Source organism: Ekhidna sp., assembly GCF_040223195.1.
Lineage (GTDB): Bacteria > Bacteroidota > Bacteroidia > Cytophagales > Cyclobacteriaceae > Ekhidna.
Map to the genome: position 1 here is coordinate 139,438 of NZ_JAVKDX010000010.1, position 22,696 is coordinate 162,133.

Genomic DNA, 22,696 nt, shown 5'->3' on the forward strand with positions numbered 1-22,696 from the left:
AGTGCTGATATTTCGTATTTCTAAATGATTGGATTTCTCTACAAAGCACTACCTATATTTGCCATCCCATAACTTTATTCAAGATGATAATAGGCGTTCCAAAAGAGATTAAAAACAACGAAAACAGGGTGGCAGTTACTCCTTCCGGAGTAGTAGAATTCACCAAAAGAGGGCATGAAGTATACATCCAGGCTACAGCCGGAGAAGGTAGTGGATTTACAGATGATCAATATGCAGAGGCTGGAGCTAAAATTCTCCCTACTATTGAGGAGGTTTATGGTATAGCTGAGATGATCATCAAGGTGAAGGAGCCAATAGAGCCTGAGTACAAGCTTTGCAGAAAGGATCAACTGATATTCACCTATTTCCACTTTGCTTCCTATGAGCCGCTTACCAAGGCAATGATTGAAAGTGGTGCAGTTTGCCTCGCATATGAAACCGTGGAAAAGGAAGATCGATCTCTTCCACTGCTTGTGCCAATGTCTGAAGTGGCGGGACGTATGGCCGTGCAAGAAGGAGCGAAATACCTTGAAAAACCACTGAAAGGACGAGGTATACTTCTTGGTGGAGTGCCGGGAGTAAGGCCTGCCAAAGTGATGATACTTGGAGGTGGTGTGGTAGGAACGAATGCCGCGAAAATGGCGGCAGGTATGGGTGCAGATGTCACCATCCTGGACCTCAACCTATCACGATTAAGGTACCTTGACGATGTAATGCCTGCCAACGTGAACACGTTCATGAGCAGCGAGTACAACATCAGGGAGTTGATTTCTTCACACGATTTGATTATCGGGGCGGTACTGATCCCGGGAGCAAAGGCACCTCACCTGATTACGAAAGATATGCTGAAGGAAATGCAGCCGGGAACCGTCCTTGTAGACGTGGCAGTGGATCAGGGTGGATGTATCGAGACTTGCAAGCCAACTACTCACCAGGATCCTACCTATATCATAGATGATGTGGTTCACTACTGTGTGGCCAACATGCCTGGAGCAGTTCCTTACACTTCCACATTGGCATTGACCAACGCCACACTTCCATATGCTATTCAATTGGCAAACAAGGGATGGAAGCAAGCCTGCATTGACAATGAGGAGTTGAAACTTGGCTTGAATGTGATCAATGGAGAGATTGTTTACAAAGGAGTATCGGATGCATTCGATATGCCATATACTCCAGTTGAGAGGTTTTTGTAAGAGCTAGAAAATCGCAAAAAGGCCCATTCATCATCGGTGAGTGGGCTTTTTTATTTCCATTCATGGGCAGCTTATGACCACTCGCTTCAAAGAAGCTGTGGGATGACCTTCTTCCTGTTTTATTTGTGTTTAGAAATATTGGCAATGACGCGAAATACCACATATTGGCTTTTTCAATCCATTGGATGGTTTGTCTACGGAATGATTGGTGTCATCATTGCGCTGATATTCTATGAGACGGTGGATATCTGGGTAATAGTCGCACAATTTTTTGGTGCCATTGTGATGTTTTTTTCCACTCACTTGCTGAGGTACAAAATGAAGCTGGACGGATGGTTGAAGCTAAAAATTCAAACGCTGATACTCCGATTGCTCCCGACACTCATCATTCTCTCTCTTCTTGCAAATGGGATAGTGGTGGGCTACACCATGCTCACCACAGAACTCATCCAGGTTGAAAAATTCAGCATTACGGTTTTCCTTCTCTTCTCCTTTCAGACCTTTGTGTACTTCTGTCTGTGGACGGCAGTTTATCTGATCATCTACTTTTTTAGAAATTATAAAAAGGAGGAAGTAGAAAAGTGGCGGTTGCAGACTGCCGTGAAAGATGCTGAACTAATCGCCCTGAAAGCCCAAATAAATCCCCACTTCCTGTTTAATGCGCTCAATAATATCAGGGCGCTGATTTTGGAAGACCATATGAAGGCCAGGGACATGGTTTCACACCTTTCCGAACTGCTGAGATATTCGATCCAGTTCAATGATAATGAGAAGGTTACAGTAAAGGACGAGCTTGAAATTGTGAACAAATATCTGGAACTTGAAAGCATCCATTATGAAAAACGCCTGCACTATGAAATACTGACAAACGAAGCGCTAAACAATTGCAAAATTCCCCCGATGCTCATCCAGTTGATGGCTGAGAATGCTGTGAAGCACGGAATTTCACAGGTGAAAAATGGAGGTGATATTCTGATTTCCGTAGATCAGGAAGATCAGGATTTAGTGCTGGAGGTTAGCAATACTGGAAAGCTGAAGAAGAATCTGGGGAATGGAATTGGGTTGAGAAATGCAACTGAAAGAATTAGAATACTATTTGATAGTGAACCGGATTTGGAGCTTACCCAGCAAGGAAATATGGTTCGCTCAAGATTAAAATTACCAATGGAAAAATGAAGGCAGTAATCGTTGATGATACCAGATTGGCTCGTCAGGAGCTACAGTTTTTGCTCAAAAACTACAAGGACGTGCAGGTGATAGGTGAGGCTGAGAATGTGGATGAAGCCCAAAAATTGATTGAAGAGCTTAAACCGGATTTGATATTTCTTGATATCCAAATGCCCGGTAAAGATGGGTTTGAATTGCTTGAAATGCTGGATGAGGTTCCTCAGGTCATCTTCACCACGGCATATAGTGAGTACGCCATCAAGGCGTTTGAATACAATGCCCTCGACTATCTAAAGAAACCGATCACTGAAGATCGACTATCCACGGCACTGCAGAAAGTGCGTGAGAACCTGGAGAAAAGTGATGAGCCAAAGGATATGCTGAATGAGAACAGCCAGGTTTTTGTAAAGGATGGCGAAAAATGCTGGTTTGTGACCTTGAAAGATGTAAGGCTTTTTGAAATCTGGGACAATTATACCCGCATATATTTCAATGAACACAAGCCTATGATCCCTAAGACACTCCAGTATATGGAAAGCCGACTTGACCCGAAAACATTCTTTAGGGCCAACAGGCAACAGATCATTAACATGAAGTGGATCGATAAAATTGAGCCATGGTTTAGTGGAACCATTCGGCTATATCTCAAGGACGGAACGGAGGTAGAGGTAAGCAGGAGACAGACCTCAAGGTTTAAGGATTTGATGAGTTTTTGAGTAAATCCTGTAGCCGCTTTATTGCCGCTTTATTGCTCTCAATATTGATATTTTCTATAATGTGCTGCTTCTCCTTGGTGGTAAGGTGCCAGCTGAGTGATGCACGTTCCACATCCGTGGTGGCCTTGTCTCTCTCAAATGAGTCGTAGGCGATTTCTACCACATCCATTTCACCATCAAACCAGTCCCTCATTTGCTCTAGTCTAAGGTCGTTATTAATATCCTGCATGTTGGTGAGGTTGTTGTAAACACTTGCGATAGGATAAGTAAGTCGGTCTATCACGGATGGGTTGGGGCGTTTTTCCACCGGGGCATTTGGCTTGGTATCGCGAACGACCAGCAACACCACACCCCCTGTATTTTCCGTGATCCAATCTTCAAATACATTGATGAACCGGATCGCATCTGACACTCCGAAATTGTCCGAAATCCCGGCATCCATGATTTCTACCCGTGGTTCTGCGGGGAGGCTGATGTTGGGCGTGATGTATGGGAATGAAGCAGACATTCTCAATGCAGACAGGAAGCTCAGTTTTTCCGGTTCGTTCGCTTTGAATAATGCCTGAAAATCAACGCCTCGTACCTTGGATGCCTTATCTTCCAGCACCCTGGATGAGGTGCTCATGTATGATATGGGCTGAGTGGATATATACAGTTTCCTTCCGTCATTGGCAATGGTAGGGGACATGATCAGGGTTGGGATTTCAGCCGATTCCTCCAATGGTCGATAGTCATCGAGCTGCTTGTCAAGTGTGTAGCCAAGATTCTTGTTTAGGTTTTGCTCAAACACATATCCCCTGTCTATAGGATAGGTTCGTCCGGCATAGTCATGTGTCCGGATTTTGAAAAAGAGGTCATTGACCAACAAGCCGAAAATCACCGGATTCAGATTGTCTTTGCCCATATTGGTAAGGAGCTGCTTACCCTCTCCTGAAAGCGAAATTTGTTTGTTCAATCGGGCCATTTCCCGATAGTATGCTGCCCCGATCACTCCCCCGGAAGCCCCGGTGATCAAAAAAGTCTGATCCATCAGGGTTCCATTTAGGGCACTATCTGCATTCAAAAGTGAGTTGACAGCCCAGAGTGCGGCCCTTTGGCCTCCACCACTCACGCAGAGGAAGACCATCTTCTGATCCTTTGGGTTTTTCCATTTTGCCTTCCAGTTTTCCAGGGTCTCCAGCATGTGAAGCCGATCATGGATGTACTGCTCCTTAGAGTGTATGGCCTGTAGATTCTCTATCGAATATTGAGTTTTGACGGCATCATAGTTTAGGCCGGTAGCTTCATTGATCCCCTTTCCTAGACCGGTCTTCACCCCTGTATTTACCAAAATGAAGATTCCCAATGCAAAGGTGAGGCCCCACCCCTTAAACCAATAGCTGATTGCGCCTACGAGCATTACAGCTATAGCAAATATCAACAATGCGCTGGCTGCCGCCGGGATTTGCAGAAACTCAATGTTCATGAAGAAGCCCAGCAGGAGAATCACGCCGATGATGCAGAGCTCTACCACCACAGAATTGAAATGATTTTGGTCAAACACCCGAACGATCGCTTCCTTGTTTTTGAAATGGACAATGTGCTCTGTAGATCTCACTTTAAGCTTAAGGTCCAGGTAGTTGGTCACATTGTACCGGTCTGCTTTATTTTCTCTTAGCCGCTTCATCACCCGGTCTCGGCTCAGTGCACTTTTTCTAAGTCTTTTGTCCAGAGACCCGGCAAGAAAGATGAATATGTCTTTGTTGGTAAATCGAAAATACAGGATCATCAAGAGGTGCATTGCCACAATTCCTGCCACCAGACCTACTACGAATAGCAGAATGTCTGATGTAGCGGCCAGGCCATTGTCTACCTGGAAGAGAATCAAAAAGATGATGTAGGCGATCAGGGTGAGGAGGGGAATAAAACTGTTGTTGATTGAAAATTTGGTAAACGGCCGCTGAAGCACCCCGATGAATCTAAAACGGTGACCATCCAGGATGTAGGTGGTAATGTGCCAGGCCATGATCAGGTTTCCGAATGCAACCCCGACGATGAAAAAGCTCCAGAAGCTGACTTTTCCCAGGTACTCCGGATCCAGAAAGAGATAATGAATGCCATAAACTTTGCCCAGGCCACCGGAAAACGCAGCGATAATGATTATCCAAACGGCAAGCAGGGCCAGGTTCTTTTTAAAATGGTGAAAAGTAAGCTGAACCATCAGCGAGTGAAGTATCTGATTTAGTGCTTGCTTGAGTCTGGTCATATTTTGTCTATCGAATCTTTAAGCGGCTGATAGCCTCATCTAAAACTATATCTTAAACGCCGAATATAGCTACTATCTGCGGGGTGTTTTCTACATATGCCTTATTTCAGTGCATGTTCCAGGTCATCGATGAGGTCTTCCACATCCTCAATCCCAACACTCAACCGGATCATCGAATCCGTGAGGCCACCTGCAAGTCTTTTTTCCCTAGGGATGCTCGCATGAGTCATAGTGGCGGGATGCCCAACCAGGGACTCCACACCACCCAGGGATTCGGCGAGACTGAACAGTCTGAATTTACTGAGTGTTTCTTTCGCTTTTTCCATGGTATCCTCTTTTTGGATGAAAGAGATCATACCTCCAAAGCCCCTCATTTGCCTTTTGGCAATTTCATGATTTGGATGATCCTCAAAACCCGGCCAGAAAACTTTAGCCACATTTGGATGGCTTCTCAGGTAGTGGGCTACTTTTTCACCATTCTCACAGTGCCGCTGCATGCGCAGGTGAAGGGTTTTAATCCCTCTTAATACAAGGAAACAATCTTGTGGTCCTGGCACGGCACCACTTGAGTTTTGAATGAACCCAAATTTTTCGTCTATCTCAGGATCATTCGTTCCCAGAAATCCCATGATCACATCTGAGTGTCCTGAAATGTATTTGGTGACAGAGTGCATCACAATATCCGCTCCACGATCCAAAGGATTTTGCAGGTAGGGGGAGGAAAACGTGTTGTCCACAGCCACTTTAGCTCCATGGCTGTGGCCAATCTCACTTACCCTTTCAATATCGATGATGTTGAGCATGGGGTTTGTTGGCGTTTCAATCCACACAAGCCTGGTTTTATCCGTCATTGCATTTTGCACTTTTTGCAAATCACGCATGTCCACAAATGTGAACTTGATGCCAAACTCCTGAAAAATCTTAGTAAACAACCGAAAGCTGCCGCCATACAAATCATCGGTGCTTACTACCTCATCACCTGGCCTTAGTGTTTTTATGATTGTTTCTGTGGCGCTCATTCCGGAGGCAAAGCATCTGCCAAACGTGGCATTTTCCAACGCAGCGATATTTTTCTCAAGCACACTCCTGGTAGGGTTTTTTGTGCGGGCATATTCATAGCCCTTGTGCCTTCCGGCACCATCCTGCACGTAGGTGGAGGTTTGGAAAATGGGAGTCATGATAGCACCGGTAGAGGGGTCTGGTGTTATACCGGCGTGTAGTACTTTGGTTCCGAATTTCATTAGGTGTATGGTATGATTGCTGAGAAAGGTGAATTTATGAATTAAGTTCCGCGGTAGAAAATCCATCTGGTGGGAAGTTTCATTGAATGAATTCTTGGTTTTGTCGAAACAGAGATATGAAAATGTAGATAAAGTCGTGGCATCTCTCTGAATATTTATATTCTTGCCCCATCAGCCAGCTATTCAATAATTGTCTAAAATTTGAATAGCAATGAGAATAATCACCACCGTATTACTGTTTTCCATTTCCCATTTTGTTTTAGCCCAGTTTTACAGCGGCTATTATGTGAGCGAACCGCAGGTTCATTCTTTCGATCACTTCAAGATTAAGCACAAGCACGATCACACTAAGCTTGATGGCGACCTGACTATCCATGCGTATATCGCTCACAATGAGGTGTGGGAGCAGACGGCCCATGCTGTTACAGACGAGGCAAAGCAGGCAAAGCTGATTGCGGACTATAATCATGGCGAGGAAATCATCTCCACACACCTCCTGAAGTTTATGTGGGACGGCAATGAATGGGAATACATTCTGCTCGGCTACCTTGAAGAAGATGGCCATCGTCATTTCATCGTGATCGAAGAGATATTTAATGATGCTTCAGAGACGAGGCTATTGGAATTCAATCGCTTCGATTGGGTCAAAGGCCACCATATTGAAAATGGCGAGAGTCATTAATTTTTTGAATTGGCAGTGAATTACATCTTTATTTTGACGTCATCAAAATAAGAAATTCGTAGAGGAATGCCGTTTTTGTCGACACCTATAAAAGTCAGATTATTGAATTCTTCCAACACCGGTTTTTGGTCTTTGATGTAATTGCCGACAAGTACTGGGCTCTGAAAAGCAATAAGAATTCCCAAAACACCCTTCTCTTTGAGTTCTTTGTTGGAGTTTAGATGTTTGTAGGACTCTATGAACAGCTGCTGTGCTACTTTTTTGCCACGGTGACTTTCACTGATGTAAGTTCTGTAGAATACAATATTGCTTTTGAGTTGAGGGTGGGGAGTGACCACACCTGTAGCTACTCCTACTACCTTCTTGTCAAAATAGGCCACTGTTAGTAGCTCATTGGCCCGGGTTTCAGCATCTTCCTTTTTAGTAATGGCTTTTTCATCCATCCAAAATTTGACCACCTTCTTCTTAGTTGCTTCACTTACATTTTTCCAGACAAATTCCAGTGTAATTTCTTGAGCCATTTTCCTTTTGTTTTAGCCAAATTATTAAAAAACATTTTAGTTTGCGTCGTTCGTAATCACCAAATAAATATTTAATGGATAACAATTCATCTGCACCTTTAGACAATACACAATCAATTGATCAGGAAAACCCCTTCGTTTATCAGCATACCAAATCTTTTGCCCAAATCCTCCATGCACTTAAAAGCAGCCTGGTACTGAGCACGTACCAAACAGGCAAAGTGGTAATGTTTAGTCCTAAAAATGAGCAGCAGTTAATTCAGCTGCCTCGCAATTTCAGAAAGCCAATGGGCGTGGCATCTCATGACAAACATTTGGCGATTGCCTGTTTGAACGAAATAGTATTGACGCACAGGTCTCAAAATGCGGCAAAATCCTATCCGAACAAGCAGAACGTCTACGACGCAATCTATTTGCCAAGATCTACGCACTTCACCGGCACAGTGGATACTCATGATATTAGCTACGGTAAGGGTGGCCTATGGGCGGTCATTACCCAGTTTTCGTGTATTGCTCAGTTAGATGCCAGGTTTAGTTTTCTCCCCAAATGGAAACCAGATTTCATTTCTGAATTGACCCCTGGAGATAGGTGCCACCTCAATGGAATGACCATGAAAAATGGCTTGCCGAAATATGTAACGGCACTTGGCAAATCGGATAAGCCGGGCGGATGGCGAGACAATAAGCTGAAGGGGGGTATCCTCATGGATGTGGATACTCAGGAGATTCTTTTGGAAGGACTTGCCATGCCTCATAGTCCGCGTTTGGTGGGCGATGATATTTTCTATCTCCAATCAGCGGATGGTGAACTTTGGAAATATCATGTGCCGTCCAAATCCAATGAGAAGATATGTGATGTACCGGGCTTTGCCAGGGGAATGTCCTTCTATCAAAACTTTTTGTTTATTGGTTTGTCAAAGATCCGGGAGGACAGCAAGGATTTTGGTAAGATGCCCATCGCATCCAAAAACCCGATTGCCGGAGTGGCAATTGTAAATCTGAGAACCAGGCGAGTAGAGGGTCTTCTTGAATACAAGAATGCCGTCAAGGAACTTTATGATGTGCACATATTACCAGGAATACAGCGGCCAAACATCCTGAACACTTTGGGGGACATGCACACCAGGGCCATCATAACACCGCGCAAAATTTTCTGGCAAGACCCACAGAAGGACAAGCGGGCATCAGGACCGTATGAGAACATGGAGCAAAGTGGCGAGACGAAATAATGATTATTATTGATGTCAAGGGTAAGCATTAATTCCTATTACCAAACCGCAGTTGATCTTCATGCTTCCGGTAAGTTCAATGAAGCTCGGAAGCTTTATAACGAAATCTTAAAAATTGTCCCAAAGCACTGGGAGAGTTTTTACATGATCGGCCAGTCATATTATCAGGAGCGAAAATTTGATTTAGCAATAAAATTTTTCGACAAAGGCCTGGAAATAAATCCAAAGTCCATAGAGTTGAGGCTTCAGAAAAACAGGGCGCTTATTAAAATGGGGAATTTGGATGAAGCGCTTGAAGGATTAAAGGCCCTTGTTTCAGAGAATAAAGGGAACCCCAAAGTAGTATTTCATACGGCCAGGGCTCTAAAAGAAACCGGCAAATATCAGGAGGCTGTATCTATGTATCAGCACCTGTTGCAATTGGATCCCAGGCATAAACAAGGTCTCAACAATCTGGCAAATCTCTATCAGCAGCTTTTTGATTACAAAAAGTCACTGGAGGTCTATGAGAAGTTAATTGAAATGGATTCCCAATTTGCGATGGCTTATTGCAATAAGGCCGGACTCCTTCAGAAAATGGGTGATGAGAACCGTGCCGAAGAATTCTATAAAAGGACCCTTGAAATTGACCCTAACAACCACCTGGCCTATTACAACTTAGGTGTAATAGAGTCATCCCGTCATAACAATAAGAAAGCAATCGAGCTCCTTGAAAAATCAATTCGCTTAGATTCAAATAATCCTAAATATATAAGTACACTGGCATACAACTTATATCGTGAAGGAGAGAAGGATAAAGGGGTTGGCATTCTTAATCAGCTGATAAAAAGCGGATCAAAAAGTGAAGAACCATATGTGAAGTTGGGAAAGATTTATATGCAGGAGCAAAGGTTTGACATGGCCTTAAAAATATTGCTATTGATCACAGAGAAAAATCGATACGCGTGGGAAGCCATCTTCATGTGCGGCATTGTTGCTGACTTTGTTCAAAAGCTGGAGCTGGCGGAGGAGCGCTTGCTGGAAATAAACAGGCACCCGGAGTATTCGTTGCGGGCAAATATGACACTTCAGCTATTGTATTCTAAAATTGGGAGGGTAGATAAATACGATGAGATTTTTGCGACAGTAGCTCAGCAGTTGGAATGGTTTGTAAAAGGAGAAAAGAAGGAAGAGGAAATACCAACATATAACCTCATGTATTTCCCTTTTAGTCATGAGCTGGTAACGGCAGTGCTGAAAAAGTATACCGGAAATCTGATTGAGCGTATTTCAGGCTTGAGGAAGGAGTTGAATTTTACTTATCAAAGTGAAACAGAGGGTAAACTAAAGGTAGGATATATCTGTCCATCTTTTGTCATGCACCCTTCTGCCCACCTCATTATCGATACGTTTAAATATCATGATCGGGAAAAGTTTGAAGTCTATGCCTACAACCTGGCCATGAGAGAAGATGACATGACACAGCAGATCAGGCAAACGGTGGATCACTTTGCCGACCTGAGTGATCTGAAGATTGAAGATGCGGCCAAAAAAATCAATGACGATGGCATCAATATACTTGTTAGCTTATCAGGGTACAATTTTGGGATGAAGATGGAGATTCCCGCCCTGAAACCAGCCCCTGTGCAGGTACTGACCATGGACTGGCACGGGTCCCTTCAGGGGGATTTCTTCGATTACGTTCTCAAAGATGAGATGGTGCTCACAGAAAGCCACCGCAAGTATTTTAGTGAATCCATTGCCTACCTTCCAGATTCACATTTTCTGCGATCAGAGATGAAGCCTGGAGAAAAGGTGGTTAGCCGTAAGGACTATGACCTACCCGAAGATGCCTTTGTTTTCGGGTGTTTAAATCATACCAGAAAGCTGAGTCGCCAGGTGGTGGACGCCTGGGCTCAGATTCTATCTCATGTTCCAGGGGCATACCTCTGGTTATATAATGCTGATCAAACCCTCGTGCAGAGCAATCTTATTGCCTATTTTGCAAAAAAAGGAATTGAGGGTAACCGAATTAAATTTTGCGGAAAAGAGCACTACAAAGACCATTACAGTAGAATGGGGCTCATGGATTTATTTTTAGATACACCCATCTACAATGGTCACACCACCGTTCTGGAAGCTCTGTGGATGAATGTGCCTGTGCTCACAATTGTTGGTGAATCCGTCAATGCCAGGCTGGGTGCTTCCTTTGTGCAAACAGCTGGTCTCCCTGAGCTTGTGGTTGATAATCTGGATGCCTATGTGAAAAAAGCCATTGAAATTGGCTCAGGAGGGAAGACTGGGGTTTTTAGGGAGAGGTTACAATCTGCAAAAGCAAGCTCCCCATTGTTTGATATTCCAGGAGCAACCCGTAACTTGGAAAAAGCCTACCTCAAGATGTGGGAAATACACCAAAGTGGTGAGCAGCCTCACGACTTCAGAGTCTAAAATGGATACCGGAGAATACATTCAAGAGATCAATCGTCTTTCTGCACTTGTCGATGGTGGGAAATATGATCAGGTAGTTGAGCGATCAAAGGAGCTTATTCAGCTTTTTCCGGAGCGGAGGGGAGCATACCTTATACAGGTACGTGTGTTTGTGCATCAGGGCCTATTGGTAGAGGCAAAGAATGTACTAAAGGAGGGGATGAACCATTGTCAGGCTCCTGACCTCCTCCTCAACCTTGCCATTATTCAAAGCAGACTTAGTGAGTTTAAATCTGCATATCAAACATTTAAGCAAGTTGATCTACCCCCTGATCAAATCAAGAATCCACAGTATTGGTTTCACTTTGGCAGGTCTGCGTTTGAGTTTGGGCAGGTTGATGAGGCTATTCAACATTATAAAAAGGCTATATCGCTGAAGCCGGATCACAAAGCAGCCCTGAATAACCTTGCCAATATTCTTTACAAAAGGGAAGAAAGAGGACAGGCCGAAAAGTATTATTTAACTCTACTGAAATACCATCCCAAGGAGGGGAATGCCTATAGCAATCTTGCGGGGCTGTATGAGCAATCTGGAAAGAAGAAAAAAGCAGTTGAATTTTACCTGAAGGCTATCGATGTGTCCCCGTCATTGTCTTTAGCCTATTATAACCTTGGACAAATTTATAGTTCTCATTTCAAGGATTTTCATAAGGCACTTCAGGTATATGAAAAGGGACTCAAATTTGGAGACTCTACCTATCGAAGTGGGATTCGGTTACACCAGATTATTGCCCGTCAGGGTATTGCAGATTGGTCTGAATATGGAAAGGATTTGAGCGATCTCAATGAGATCATTGATGAATTTTTAGCGAGTGAAAACCCCGTCTTTGACATTGTTCCATATACATTGAGCTATTTCAAAATAGATCCTTTGAAGTACCGGAGGGTAGCGGAAAAGTATGCCGCTAAGCTAGAACGGAATACCAAGAGGTTATATCCTAATGTAAAGTATGACCATTCAGTTAGGGGAGGTAAGAAAGTGAAAATTGGCTATCTGTCTCCAAACCTGAGGCTTCATCCGGGGGGCACACTCGTTCGCACGTTGTTTGATCATCACGACAGCAAAAAATTTGAGGTTCATGCCTTCTCGCTTGTTCACACGGATGATTTTGTCAATAAGGATATTAGGGACTCGGTGGATTTCTATCATGACGTTTCTAAGATGACCTCCGTAGAAATAGCCGACCTGATAAACAGGACCGGTGTGGATATATTGGTGGCATTGGCCGGATATAATAGCTCCATGAAATTTGATATTCTTGCCATGAAGCCCGCACCTATTCAGATGGTATTTATCGGATCCCATGAAACAACGGGCGCAAGCTTCGTCGATTACATCTTCACTGATGAATACATGATAGATGATGAATTGCGCAAAGCATTTACGGAAAAAATCATCACATTGCCTTGCTCGTTGTTGATCAATAGTCCCTTTCCATTTGATGATGAAATAAACACCTCGAAAGAAGAGCATGGGCTTCCGATAGATAAATTTGTATTTGCCAACTTCAACCATCCTAAAAAACTTGATCCCGAAACCTTTGAAACATGGATGAACATCCTTCAAAAAACAGAAGACTCAGTCTTGTGGCTTTATGATGGGGGCAATGATTCTTTTCAGGATTCTTTACATAAGACCGCCAAAACGCACAATGTAGACCCTCAGCGGATAATCATAGCAAAGCCCCTGCCCATAAAGCAGCATTGGGAGCGTTTCAAACATGCTGATCTATTCCTGGATAATTTCAAATACAATGCCCATGTTACAGGCATTGAAGCATTAAGGATGGGTGTCCCAATTATTACGCTAAAAGGAAATAATCATAACAGTAGATTATGTTCCAGTTTACTTCATTATTCTGGTCTGAGAAATTTGATAAGTAGTACCAAGATTGACTATATTACACTGTCTTCACAACTTGCAGTGAATACCGCCGATTTAGAAGAGATAAGATTAAAACTGCAAGCTGCTGACAATCAGGTTCTTTTTGATACGGAGCTCCAGGTTAGATATCTGGAGAAAGCTTATCTGAAAGCACTGATAAAATTTAGAAAGGGGTCACCACCTAAAAGTTTTAATGTAGGTACTGCCCTGGAACTGAAATCTTTTATGTGAAAAAAACAACCGAATAATAACTTGCTACCATGAATAACTTTTACCTTCAATCCCTAAACGCAGCAAAAGAGAAATATTATAAATTTCGAAATCGTTTAGAGAAAAATATTTCTTCAGGTGAGTTCCACAAACTGAATAGAAGAAAGAAAAACCTTTTAATAAGCAGGGTAGAAAAATATAAGCTAAGGCTGGAAGGTCTTGGCTTTTCTGTTAAAGGAGCCATGGCAGCTGCAGGTTCCTTTGCTACAGTATCAGCCGCCTCTGCCCAGCAAGCTGGTATATATGAAAAAGCGGGTGTTCAGGTAGCTTCGATCAAAGCGAACCAATCGGTTGTCGTGGATATCGATAACGATTCGGACTTGGAAGTAGTAATGTCCACCTATAGCGGAGGGATGATTTTCGAGGGGGATGCATCGAGCGGCTTCACAACTGGTTCTATGTGTATTGCGGGAATTTCCGCAATGAACGAAGAATTTATAATTGGCGATCTGGATGGTGACGATATTCCAGATATTCTGTTCAAAGATGGGAATTCACTCTACGTGGTAATAAATGACGATTATGGAAATTTCTCTAGTGCTGCCTCGGATTTCATCGTTTCTGCCACTGGAAGTTTACTGGATTTTGAAATTGTAGACATTGATGGAGACGGAGATAATGACATTGCCTGGGTAGATTCAGGAGGTTATTACTATGATGATGTACGATTTAACTTAAATGACGGTGGTGGAAATTTTGGCGCAAGTCAGGGGATTTCCAACGTTGGTTCGTCATACAGTATTTTAAATATTGCCTTCGCAGATTTGGACGGTGATGGGGATACCGACCTGGTTTTGGTGCGGGAAAATGGACCAAACTTTGAGACTGTTCAGGTTCACAATAACACAGCCGGCAATGGATCCGGTGCAGGAGCCACACCTGTATTCTCGGTTGCCCAGACACTTACAGTATTTGGTGAGAAATATTCACAAGTTCAGGAGTTGATACTTGAAGACCTGGATGGGGATGGATTTGAAGATTTAGTTACAGCCAGGAGGATCATCGGGGGCGAATACGATGATGACGGATTCGTAAACATCCTGACCGGAAACCACAGCACTAACAATCCATATTTTATTGCTACCGATGAAATGAGGTTTTCATCCGGCAGCTCTACAGACCTCCAACTGACAGACTTTGATGGTGATGGGGACAAAGACATTTTATATGCCAACTATTACTCAGCTCCATACCTGCTTAGCACCAATAAGGTAGGAGAGGAGATACAGATTAATAGTGCATTCGACCTGTCCTATGGTCAGGGCTTTGGGGATTTTGGAATAGACTATGGATACTTCTCTTCCTCAGACTTCAACTTTAGTGTTGGGGATTTTGATGGAGATGGGTTAGATGATCTAATTGTTGGCTCGGAGATACAAGGAAGCTATGATGGAACACAGTTATATCTGAACGTTTTCGATCCTTCCCCTGCAGCAATAAATGCAATCACTGCGGTCTTTAATGAGCTAAGTGCGGAAAACGGAAGACCGGCCGCTCTGTTAATCGCTGTAAATAGCAGTGGAACCGACGTGTCGGGTTCTGTGACGTTTTCTTTGGTAGCAGGCAATGGCACCAACGATGCAGACAATTCGAAATTTGAAATTGTAAATGGAAACCAACTGATTGCTGCAGATGGGGTAACCCTTGATTTTGAAACCCAGAAAAAATTCAGGGTGCGTGTCAGTGCTACTGACGGCTCTACACCTATCAACAAAGCCTTGACCCTAAACTTGGAAAACTCCCCAGAGGTAGGCTTTGGAACATTTGAGATGGGAGAAAACCTTTTTTCGGGTCAAGGTGGAGAAGATATTTATCATTCGAAAATCATTGACATAGATGGAGATGGAAACCTGGATTTATTGTACATCGATAGCAATTCCGGCGGTGATCTCTACCTGGTAGATGACTTCTTGAACAATGACTTTAGCAGTGTCTCTTACATCGGTGAAGCCTACCGCTTTGATGTGGCGGATATAGATGGGGACGGAAATTTGGACATAGTGACCGCCGAAGATAGCTACCTGTACCTATACTTAGGTGATGGCGAGGGTGGATTCTCTTATGATGCTTACCTGAATACAGATAATTATAGCTATGGTGTACAGTTGGTGGATTATGATGGGGATGGGGATATAGACATCTTCTCCCAGGATAGATATATGGTTCAGGTTTTCAAGAATGAAGGTGGTGAGTTTTCGCGTGATGCCGATTTGGAAATCTCCGGATTTTCTGGAGGTGAACAATTCGCACTTGGTGATAGAGACGGTGATGGAATCTTGGATATGGCTGTTTTAGCAGACTATGGCGATTACATTTATTTATTCGACGGGAATAGCGGGGGTACATTTTCTTACGTAGGGGGAATAGAGTTGTATTATAAATACGGCATTGCCTTTACAGATACAGACAATGATGGAGATGATGATATATTGGCCGTAGGTGAGCGTTATATAAGTATTCATACTAATGATGGTGGATCGTTCAATAGTTATGAATACATCTACCTATATGGTGACGTAGACGATAACAACCCATATGTGGTGGGTGACTTTGATGGGGATGAGGACGTAGATGTGCTCCTAAATTTTGATAGTGATGAGCATGGTTACATAGCACAGCTATTTGTCAATGGTGGAGAAAATAACCTATCCCCTGGGCCAAGAATAAATGTGGACACCACGGGATATCTCTACTCAATGGCAGCTGCAGATCTGGATGGTGATGACGATTTGGATATTTTAATTGGGTATTGGAATGAAAGCACAGACAGCTATGCATTGACTGTGGCAAGTAATCAAAATGTCGCACCATTCCTTTACGGATTTGATGGTGAGGTAATCGTAAATGAAAATACCCCGGCAGGAACCTACCTTGGAAGAGTGGATTTTGGAGATCCAAATCCTGGTGATGAAGCCACCATCGCATTCAATGATGGGGATAATGACAATGATTTGTTTTCAGTAGATGCACAAGGAAAAATTACAGTTGCAGGAGAGATTGACTGGGAAAAAACCGGTAGTGATCTGAAAGTAGAATTCACACTATCTGACGGTACAATCTCCCGGGTAGAAGCTGGCGAATTGAAAGTTCGAAACCTGATTGAAAATGGAAAGGGAACGTTTGCCAGTGAAGGGCTTCCTTTATTTGGCTTGCAGGAGCCAAGGGGAATCTTCGCTGCGGATATCGATCTGGACGGTGATCAGGATTTGCTAAAATCAACCTCTGATAATTCGGGCGGTGGTCGTCTAGCAGGGGGTGAAGATGTGGTGTTGGATAGTAAATATGCAAACAGTGTGTTTATTCAAAGCCAGGGAACCTTTGCAGACAATCCAATTGGCGGTAACCCTTCCTTTAGGATTACTGAAGCAGCATTCATTGATTTCGACAATGACGGAGATATGGATATCATCGGCGGAGAAGAAAACAGGAATAATGTTTATTTATTTGGAAACGGCGATTTTGGCATAGGTCAATATGGGACAGTGTCATACGTCTCCAGTCTGGTAGGGATCGTTAGCGGGGACTTTGACGGGGACGGACAGCAGGATGTGGCTGTGGTAGGTCGCTATGAAATGGAGATTTTAACTAAAAATTCTGATTTTGGAGGAGAGGAAGGACCTTTCAATATTAGCACCATTTCACTTTCATCAGGAGCCATTGCCGGGACAATTGATGGGGTTGCAGTTGGTGACTTTGATGGGGATGGCTTTGACGATCTATTCCTGGGAGTGAGCAATGGAGATGACCTCATCTTCTCCGGTACATCATCCGGGCTTGTTTCAACAGGGTATGCTACTGCAATCACCGATACGGAGTATGGTGTGAGCGGTATCGCAGTAGGTGATTTTGATGATGACGGATCACCCGATATTGCAATGATAACTTCTGATGAAGATGGAAGTTCTTCTTTGGACATTCATCTAAATGATGGAGATGGCAACTTTTCATTGGCTTCTTCTACACTTACCGGAGGAGAATATCACGGAGAATTGAAAGCCGGGGATTTGGATGGAGACGGTTCCATCGATTTGGTCCTTTCCAAATTCTATTATATATCTGAGCCATCTTCCATGGCCTATGATATAGTTTCCAACTGGATGAACGATGGAGATGGTGATTTCACTGAAGGGTCAATTGCATTGATGGCCGCACCTTATGGCAGTCTTGAATTGATGGACGTAGATGGTGATGATGATTTTGATATCGTATATCAGGATTATGATACTTACGCTCTATATGTAATCAAGAACATAAATGCAGCACCTACAGCCATCGATCTCTCGTCTACCACCATTGATGAAGGATTGGCCCTGGGCTCAGAAGTGGCCACAGTGACCGTGACAGACCCGAACATATCTGATACACATGTTGTATTCATGGCATCAGGAAATGGCACAAACGATACCGGGAATTCCAATTTTGTGGTTGATGGCAACAAGCTGAAAGTGATCCGCAACATTGAATTCAATGATGGGGCCACTATTAACATCAACATCAAAGCGATTGATCAGGATGGGGCATCTGTGACCCAGTCTTTCACCCTCACAGTGAATGAGGTGCTAGGCCTGGAAGATTCCAATCATAACTTCATCGTTTACCCGAACCCTGGCAAGGATCGCATTTCGATCTCTTTGGATAATCAGGAGCGAGGCAAGCTGGAACTGAGGGTAATTGATTTGTCCGGTAAAACAGTGTTTGCTATGTCGGATGAGAAAAGATCCAATAAATGGTCTATCCCAAATCTGGACATGGCCAATGCAGAAGCCGGGATCTACATTGTGGAGATCAAGGTCAATGATGCCACGATGAAGCAAAGATGGATTAAAGAATAATTGAGCATTTTAATAGAAACTATACAAAATGAATATCTACCAAATTACCGCTAAGCTAGCCAGGGAGAAATACCTGAAATTGAAAAGCCGATTGGAGAAAAGTATTTCCTCCGGAAGGTTTGATACACTATCAAGAAGGAAAAAGGATGCCCTTATCTACAATGTGGAGAAGCATCGTTTGAAGCTCGATAAATTTGGCTTAAAAGGAGTCCTGGCCGCAGGTTCGATTTTAGCAGCGAGTGCAGTTTCCGCCCAGACAGATCCTTTGTTTTTTAAGAAAAGTGGAGTTAATGCCTTTTCGGGGAATTCTAATCAGGGAGAGGCTGCCAACCTGGATGCCGATTCAGATCTTGAGATTATCTTATCTACCTCTTCAGGAGGATACATCCTTGATGGTAATTATTCTTCCGGATTTTCGAACTCATATCAATCAGGGCTTACTGGAATGACCAGTGACTTTGTGGTAGGAGATTTTGATGGAGATGATATATCTGATATTGCTTTTTACGATGGCAGTACAATTCGACTAGCTCTTAATGATGGATATGGGAATTTCCCATCCAGTAGCTATCTCGCTTCAACCTCAATAAGCGACATGGTGGTTGCTGATATTGATTCAGACGGGGATAATGATGTTGTATGGACAACTGGCAATAGCACTAGCCTATATGTGGTGAAAAATGGCGGAAGTGGTAGTTTTTCTAGTGCAACTACAATTCCCACAGGCGCTTCTGATGATATCGATCAGATCGTAATTGCTGACATTGATGATGATGGGGATAAAGACCTGATTGTTTCTGAGTTTTACCAGTATTACTATGCTTATGTTTATTCACCAGGTGGTGGGTATGGACCTTATGGGCCGTATGATTATGACAAGTTGAAGGTAATCATAAATACATTGGATTCTCAGGGAGATCCCGTTTTTGATTCTAAATATGGTATTGAGTTAGAGTTAGTCAATGGTCGGTATTTTGACTTTGAAGAAATCGCTGTTGCTGATGTAGATGGTGACGAAACTTTAGATATTGTTACTTCACATAGTTACGATGGCTATTCAGAAATAAGGCTTTTTAGGGGTGCCAGTTCAGGTCAAAACAATTTTACTGCCAGTCAGGAAGATAGTTTTCAAATGGACTATGATTATTCATTGCGAGATCTTGAATTATCAGATGTGGATGTGGATGGGGATTTGGATATTTTAGTATCCTTAAACAGTAGGATCCCAGCACTACTTCGAGTAGAGGACAATCAGTTTTCATACTACCTGCTAGATCAATATAATGGAAACAATGGTGCTTTCGGTGATTTTAGCACATACGGAATCGACATGGTTCTGGGAGATTTTGATGGGGATGATCAAGATGATATTGTTGTTGCTGGTACATACTCCTCCAGAATTTATCTCAATAATTTTGCGCCTCCATCTCCAAAATTTGTAGGAAATGCAGTAGTAGCTGAAAATAGCCCTGCGGGTACCAAAGTTGGCTTCATAGAGGCCTTTGGTCAGGATATCACAGTCACTCTTGGCGGTGACGATGCAGGCTTATTCAGCTTTAACGCATCGACCTTTGAGCTTACCACGGCAAGCCAGCTAGACTGGGAAACACTTGGCAGCACGTTAAATATTTCCTTTGATATCACTTTGGATGGATCAACCACAACAGTTGATCAGGTTGTTACAATTGTCAATCAGGCTGAGGCGGGAAAGGGAACGCTGAATGAATCCTTCGTACAACTTTTTGGCGATAAGGGAGTTGCGAAATTTGCGGTAGCAGATGTTGATAATGACGGAGATGATGATTTTGTGGTTAGCAACCTCAACTTCGGCGGTGGCCCTGGGGTGATTGAGATAGACCCGCTCGATAGCTATTTCGCAAATATCCTTTATAAGCAGGTGTCTGACGGGGTGTTCGTTCCCCAGCCTATTTATGATCTTAGTAGATACACCGCATCCGCATTTGAATTTAATGATGTAGATGGAGACGGTGATGTGGATTTGATAGCCATCGTGAGAGGTGGAGAGTGTTGCGGTGGAGAGGAGATGCGTATCCTTGAAAATATCGGTGGTGAATTCACCTCCGATACAAGTCTTTCCGCCCCATACAATTCCTTTTCCAATAATGAACGATTGATTTCCGGTGATTTTGACGGAGATGGCATTGACGATGCTGTTCTTGTGAGAAGCGGTAATGCATATGCTTTTGAAGGCACCGGCCTTGGTTTAGCCGCCAGCTCCATATCTCTACCAGACAATGGTACTTCGGGTGTAAGGGACGCAGTAGTAGGAGATATCGATGGAGATGGTTTTGAAGATGTGGTGCTCCTTGCATATGCGGGAGAGAGTGGAATTATTTATGGGGCAGATGATTTCTTTGATTCATCAATTGCTTCAGTGGGTGCCTTTTATTCTTCGGGAGCTGATAGCAGCGGTAACCTAAGTATTGCAATAAGTGATCTTGATGAAGATGGTGATTTGGATGCGATTGTAGCCAGAGAAGATGGTATTTATTCATACATGAGGGGTTCTGGAGGTTTTGGTGCAGGGGTGTTAATTCTGAATACAGAAAACACTTACAGCAGTGGTGGTAGCTATGGAGAGTATGGTGCCGCTTTTGCATTAGCCATAGCGGACATGGACGGAGATGGAGATCAGGATCTGGTTTCCGTTGACTACAGTAAGTATATTATTTTCGAAACAGAGGATGTTACTCATAGCCTAAGGATGAAGCTTCACCTGAATGATGGTGATGGTAATTTTACACTTGCTCAGGATTTTGAAACTGGGGGAGCGGCTATGCCGTTTGCTCCAAGTTCTTATTCTAAATATACCCTTGATCTTATCGATGTAGATGGTGATGATGATCTGGATGTGGTGGTAAATAACAATGCTTCTGAGTTCTTATATGCATTTAGTAGTAAGTACAATTTTGAAGCAGATTTCCCAACAGGGTTGATGGTATTCAAAAATGATAACGTAGCACCTTCCGGTATCTCTTTGGATGAAACCTCGTTTGACGAGAACCTGGAGATTGCCTCACAGGTAGCTACAGTAAGTGTAGAGGATTTGAATCTAAACGATACACATACTTTGTTTATGACGGCCGGTGATGGAGAGAATGATGTGGACAACTCCAAGTTTGTAATAGATGGAGATAGGTTACTGATACTCGAATCTCCGGATTTCGAATCACAAGCAGAATATAGGATCAATGTAAAAGCTATTGATGATGAAGGAGCCTCTGTTGCTCAAGCCTTTACATTGACCGTCAATGACGTAGAGCCTGAAGTGACAGGAATAGGAGATGAGGATTTGATCAGACTGTATCCTAATCCGGGTAAAAATGTGATCAACTTGAGAATTGACAACAATATTCAGGGAGATATGCAGATTCGGGTTTCGGACCTTTCAGGCAGGACTATTCATGAAATAGTTGATTCCAAAGGAAACGGTAAGTGGTCCCGATCCATATCGATGATCAATCAGGAACCTGGAATCTACATCGTGGAGATTGAGGTGGGAGGAAAGACCCTCAAACAGCGCTGGATCAAGCAAGATTAATTTCTAACAGACATATTCAAAAAAGGGTGCTCAGATGAGCACCCTTTTTTGTTTTATCCTATTGTTATTTTATTTGTAGATACTAACTTCAGTTGTTGATAAATATTATTTTCGCTAAGTTTAAATCTGTTATTGTAGCATTTTGGTTACTCACCTTTGAACTACCTGCGGACCCTACTTCTATTGCTTTTCACATATTTTTTTGTTTCCACTACCTTCTCCCAAACCAACGTTTGCGCTAAATAAGCCGGTGACTGTTACTTCCACACACGGTAGCCATCAGGCATCAAATGCCGTAGATGGAGATGCCGATACGCGCTGGGTTTCTCAGGTTGGGACACCTCAATCAATAGAGGTGGATTTGCAGGGAATTTACTCCGTATCTAGTATCACTATAAATACATTCTCTGTTGCGAATGGTTTTTATGTGGAGTATTGGGATGAGAACAATTGGATCACACTTGTGACTGAAATCAACAATAAATCCCTTATCGCCAGTCGTATTCTCTTTTTCACAATGAAAATTTCTTAATTCAATAAAATAAGAAATTTGTAAATATCATAAAGCGGTACTAGGTTTGAACCCGATTGATGTTTTCAGCTAGGCATCATTCCACTTATAACCTAACCCTTAATGAAGATACTCACTAAGCTGGTAACGCTTTTTGCGTTATTGCACTCGCC

Annotated in this window: 13 protein-coding genes; 10 read left to right on the forward strand and 3 right to left on the reverse strand. The window is 43.1% G+C overall.

Going from position 1 to position 22,696, the window contains the following annotated elements; translation table 11 throughout:
- Positions 1-83: 83 nt before the first annotated feature.
- From ald to RLN88_RS04745, 3 genes are all read left to right on the forward strand, one after another.
- Positions 84-1,196, forward strand: a complete 1,113-nt coding sequence (gene ald, locus RLN88_RS04735; protein WP_350220234.1) for an alanine dehydrogenase — start codon at positions 84-86, stop codon at positions 1,194-1,196.
- 144 nt (positions 1,197-1,340) lie between these two features.
- The gene (locus RLN88_RS04740; RefSeq protein ID WP_350220235.1) at positions 1,341-2,372 is read left to right on the forward strand and encodes a sensor histidine kinase; all 1,032 of its coding nucleotides are present in this window, start codon (positions 1,341-1,343) and stop codon (positions 2,370-2,372) included.
- Entirely contained in the window at positions 2,369-3,079 is a 711-nt protein-coding gene (locus tag RLN88_RS04745) for a LytR/AlgR family response regulator transcription factor (RefSeq protein ID WP_350220236.1), read from the forward strand. Before RLN88_RS04740 ends, RLN88_RS04745 begins: the two co-directional genes overlap by 4 nt.
- Here the strand turns inward: RLN88_RS04745 and RLN88_RS04750 are convergent.
- Both RLN88_RS04750 and RLN88_RS04755 read right to left on the reverse strand, forming a co-directional pair.
- Positions 3,057-5,324, reverse strand: a complete 2,268-nt coding sequence (locus tag RLN88_RS04750; protein ID WP_350220237.1) for a patatin-like phospholipase family protein — start codon at positions 5,322-5,324, stop codon at positions 3,057-3,059. The genes RLN88_RS04745 and RLN88_RS04750 overlap by 23 nt on opposite strands.
- A 101-nt stretch (positions 5,325-5,425) precedes the next feature.
- On the reverse strand, positions 5,426-6,565 hold the full coding sequence (locus tag RLN88_RS04755) for a cystathionine gamma-synthase (protein ID WP_350220238.1): 1,140 nt from the start codon (positions 6,563-6,565) through the stop codon (positions 5,426-5,428).
- Between the two features lie 211 nt (positions 6,566-6,776).
- Here RLN88_RS04755 and RLN88_RS04760 point away from each other — a divergent pair, with 211 nt between their 5' ends.
- Positions 6,777-7,247 carry a hypothetical protein gene (locus RLN88_RS04760; RefSeq protein WP_350220239.1) on the forward strand — a complete coding sequence of 157 codons (471 nt, stop codon included), beginning with the start codon at positions 6,777-6,779 and terminating at the stop codon, positions 7,245-7,247.
- A 20-nt stretch (positions 7,248-7,267) separates the two neighbouring features.
- On the opposite strand, the gene RLN88_RS04765 is transcribed toward RLN88_RS04760, so the two are convergent.
- Positions 7,268-7,768, reverse strand: coding sequence for a GNAT family N-acetyltransferase (locus RLN88_RS04765; RefSeq protein ID WP_350220240.1), 501 nt, complete (start codon positions 7,766-7,768; stop codon positions 7,268-7,270).
- 74 nt (positions 7,769-7,842) lie between these two features.
- On the opposite strand from RLN88_RS04765, the gene RLN88_RS04770 reads away from it, so the two are divergent.
- The 6 genes from RLN88_RS04770 (at position 7,843) to RLN88_RS04795 (ending at position 22,544) form a co-directional block, all read left to right on the forward strand.
- A complete protein-coding gene (locus tag RLN88_RS04770) occupies positions 7,843-8,997 on the forward strand; it encodes a TIGR03032 family protein (protein ID WP_350220241.1) in 1,155 nt (384 codons plus the stop codon).
- Positions 8,998-9,009: 12 nt separating this feature from the next.
- Positions 9,010-11,424: an O-linked N-acetylglucosamine transferase family protein gene (locus tag RLN88_RS04775; protein WP_350220242.1), complete on the forward strand. Its 2,415-nt coding sequence runs from the start codon at positions 9,010-9,012 to the stop codon at positions 11,422-11,424.
- Positions 11,396-13,579 (forward strand): tetratricopeptide repeat protein, encoded by a 2,184-nt coding sequence (locus RLN88_RS04780; protein ID WP_350220243.1) that lies wholly within the window; start codon positions 11,396-11,398, stop codon positions 13,577-13,579. The genes RLN88_RS04775 and RLN88_RS04780 overlap by 29 nt, the downstream gene beginning before the upstream one ends.
- Before the next feature lie 29 nt (positions 13,580-13,608).
- Positions 13,609-18,450: an FG-GAP-like repeat-containing protein gene (locus tag RLN88_RS04785; protein WP_350220244.1), complete on the forward strand. Its 4,842-nt coding sequence runs from the start codon at positions 13,609-13,611 to the stop codon at positions 18,448-18,450.
- A 28-nt stretch (positions 18,451-18,478) separates the two neighbouring features.
- Positions 18,479-22,012: an FG-GAP-like repeat-containing protein gene (locus RLN88_RS04790; protein WP_350220245.1), complete on the forward strand. Its 3,534-nt coding sequence runs from the start codon at positions 18,479-18,481 to the stop codon at positions 22,010-22,012.
- A 202-nt stretch (positions 22,013-22,214) separates the two neighbouring features.
- Positions 22,215-22,544, forward strand: coding sequence for a discoidin domain-containing protein (locus tag RLN88_RS04795; RefSeq protein WP_350220246.1), 330 nt, complete (start codon positions 22,215-22,217; stop codon positions 22,542-22,544).
- Positions 22,545-22,696 lie beyond the last annotated feature (152 nt).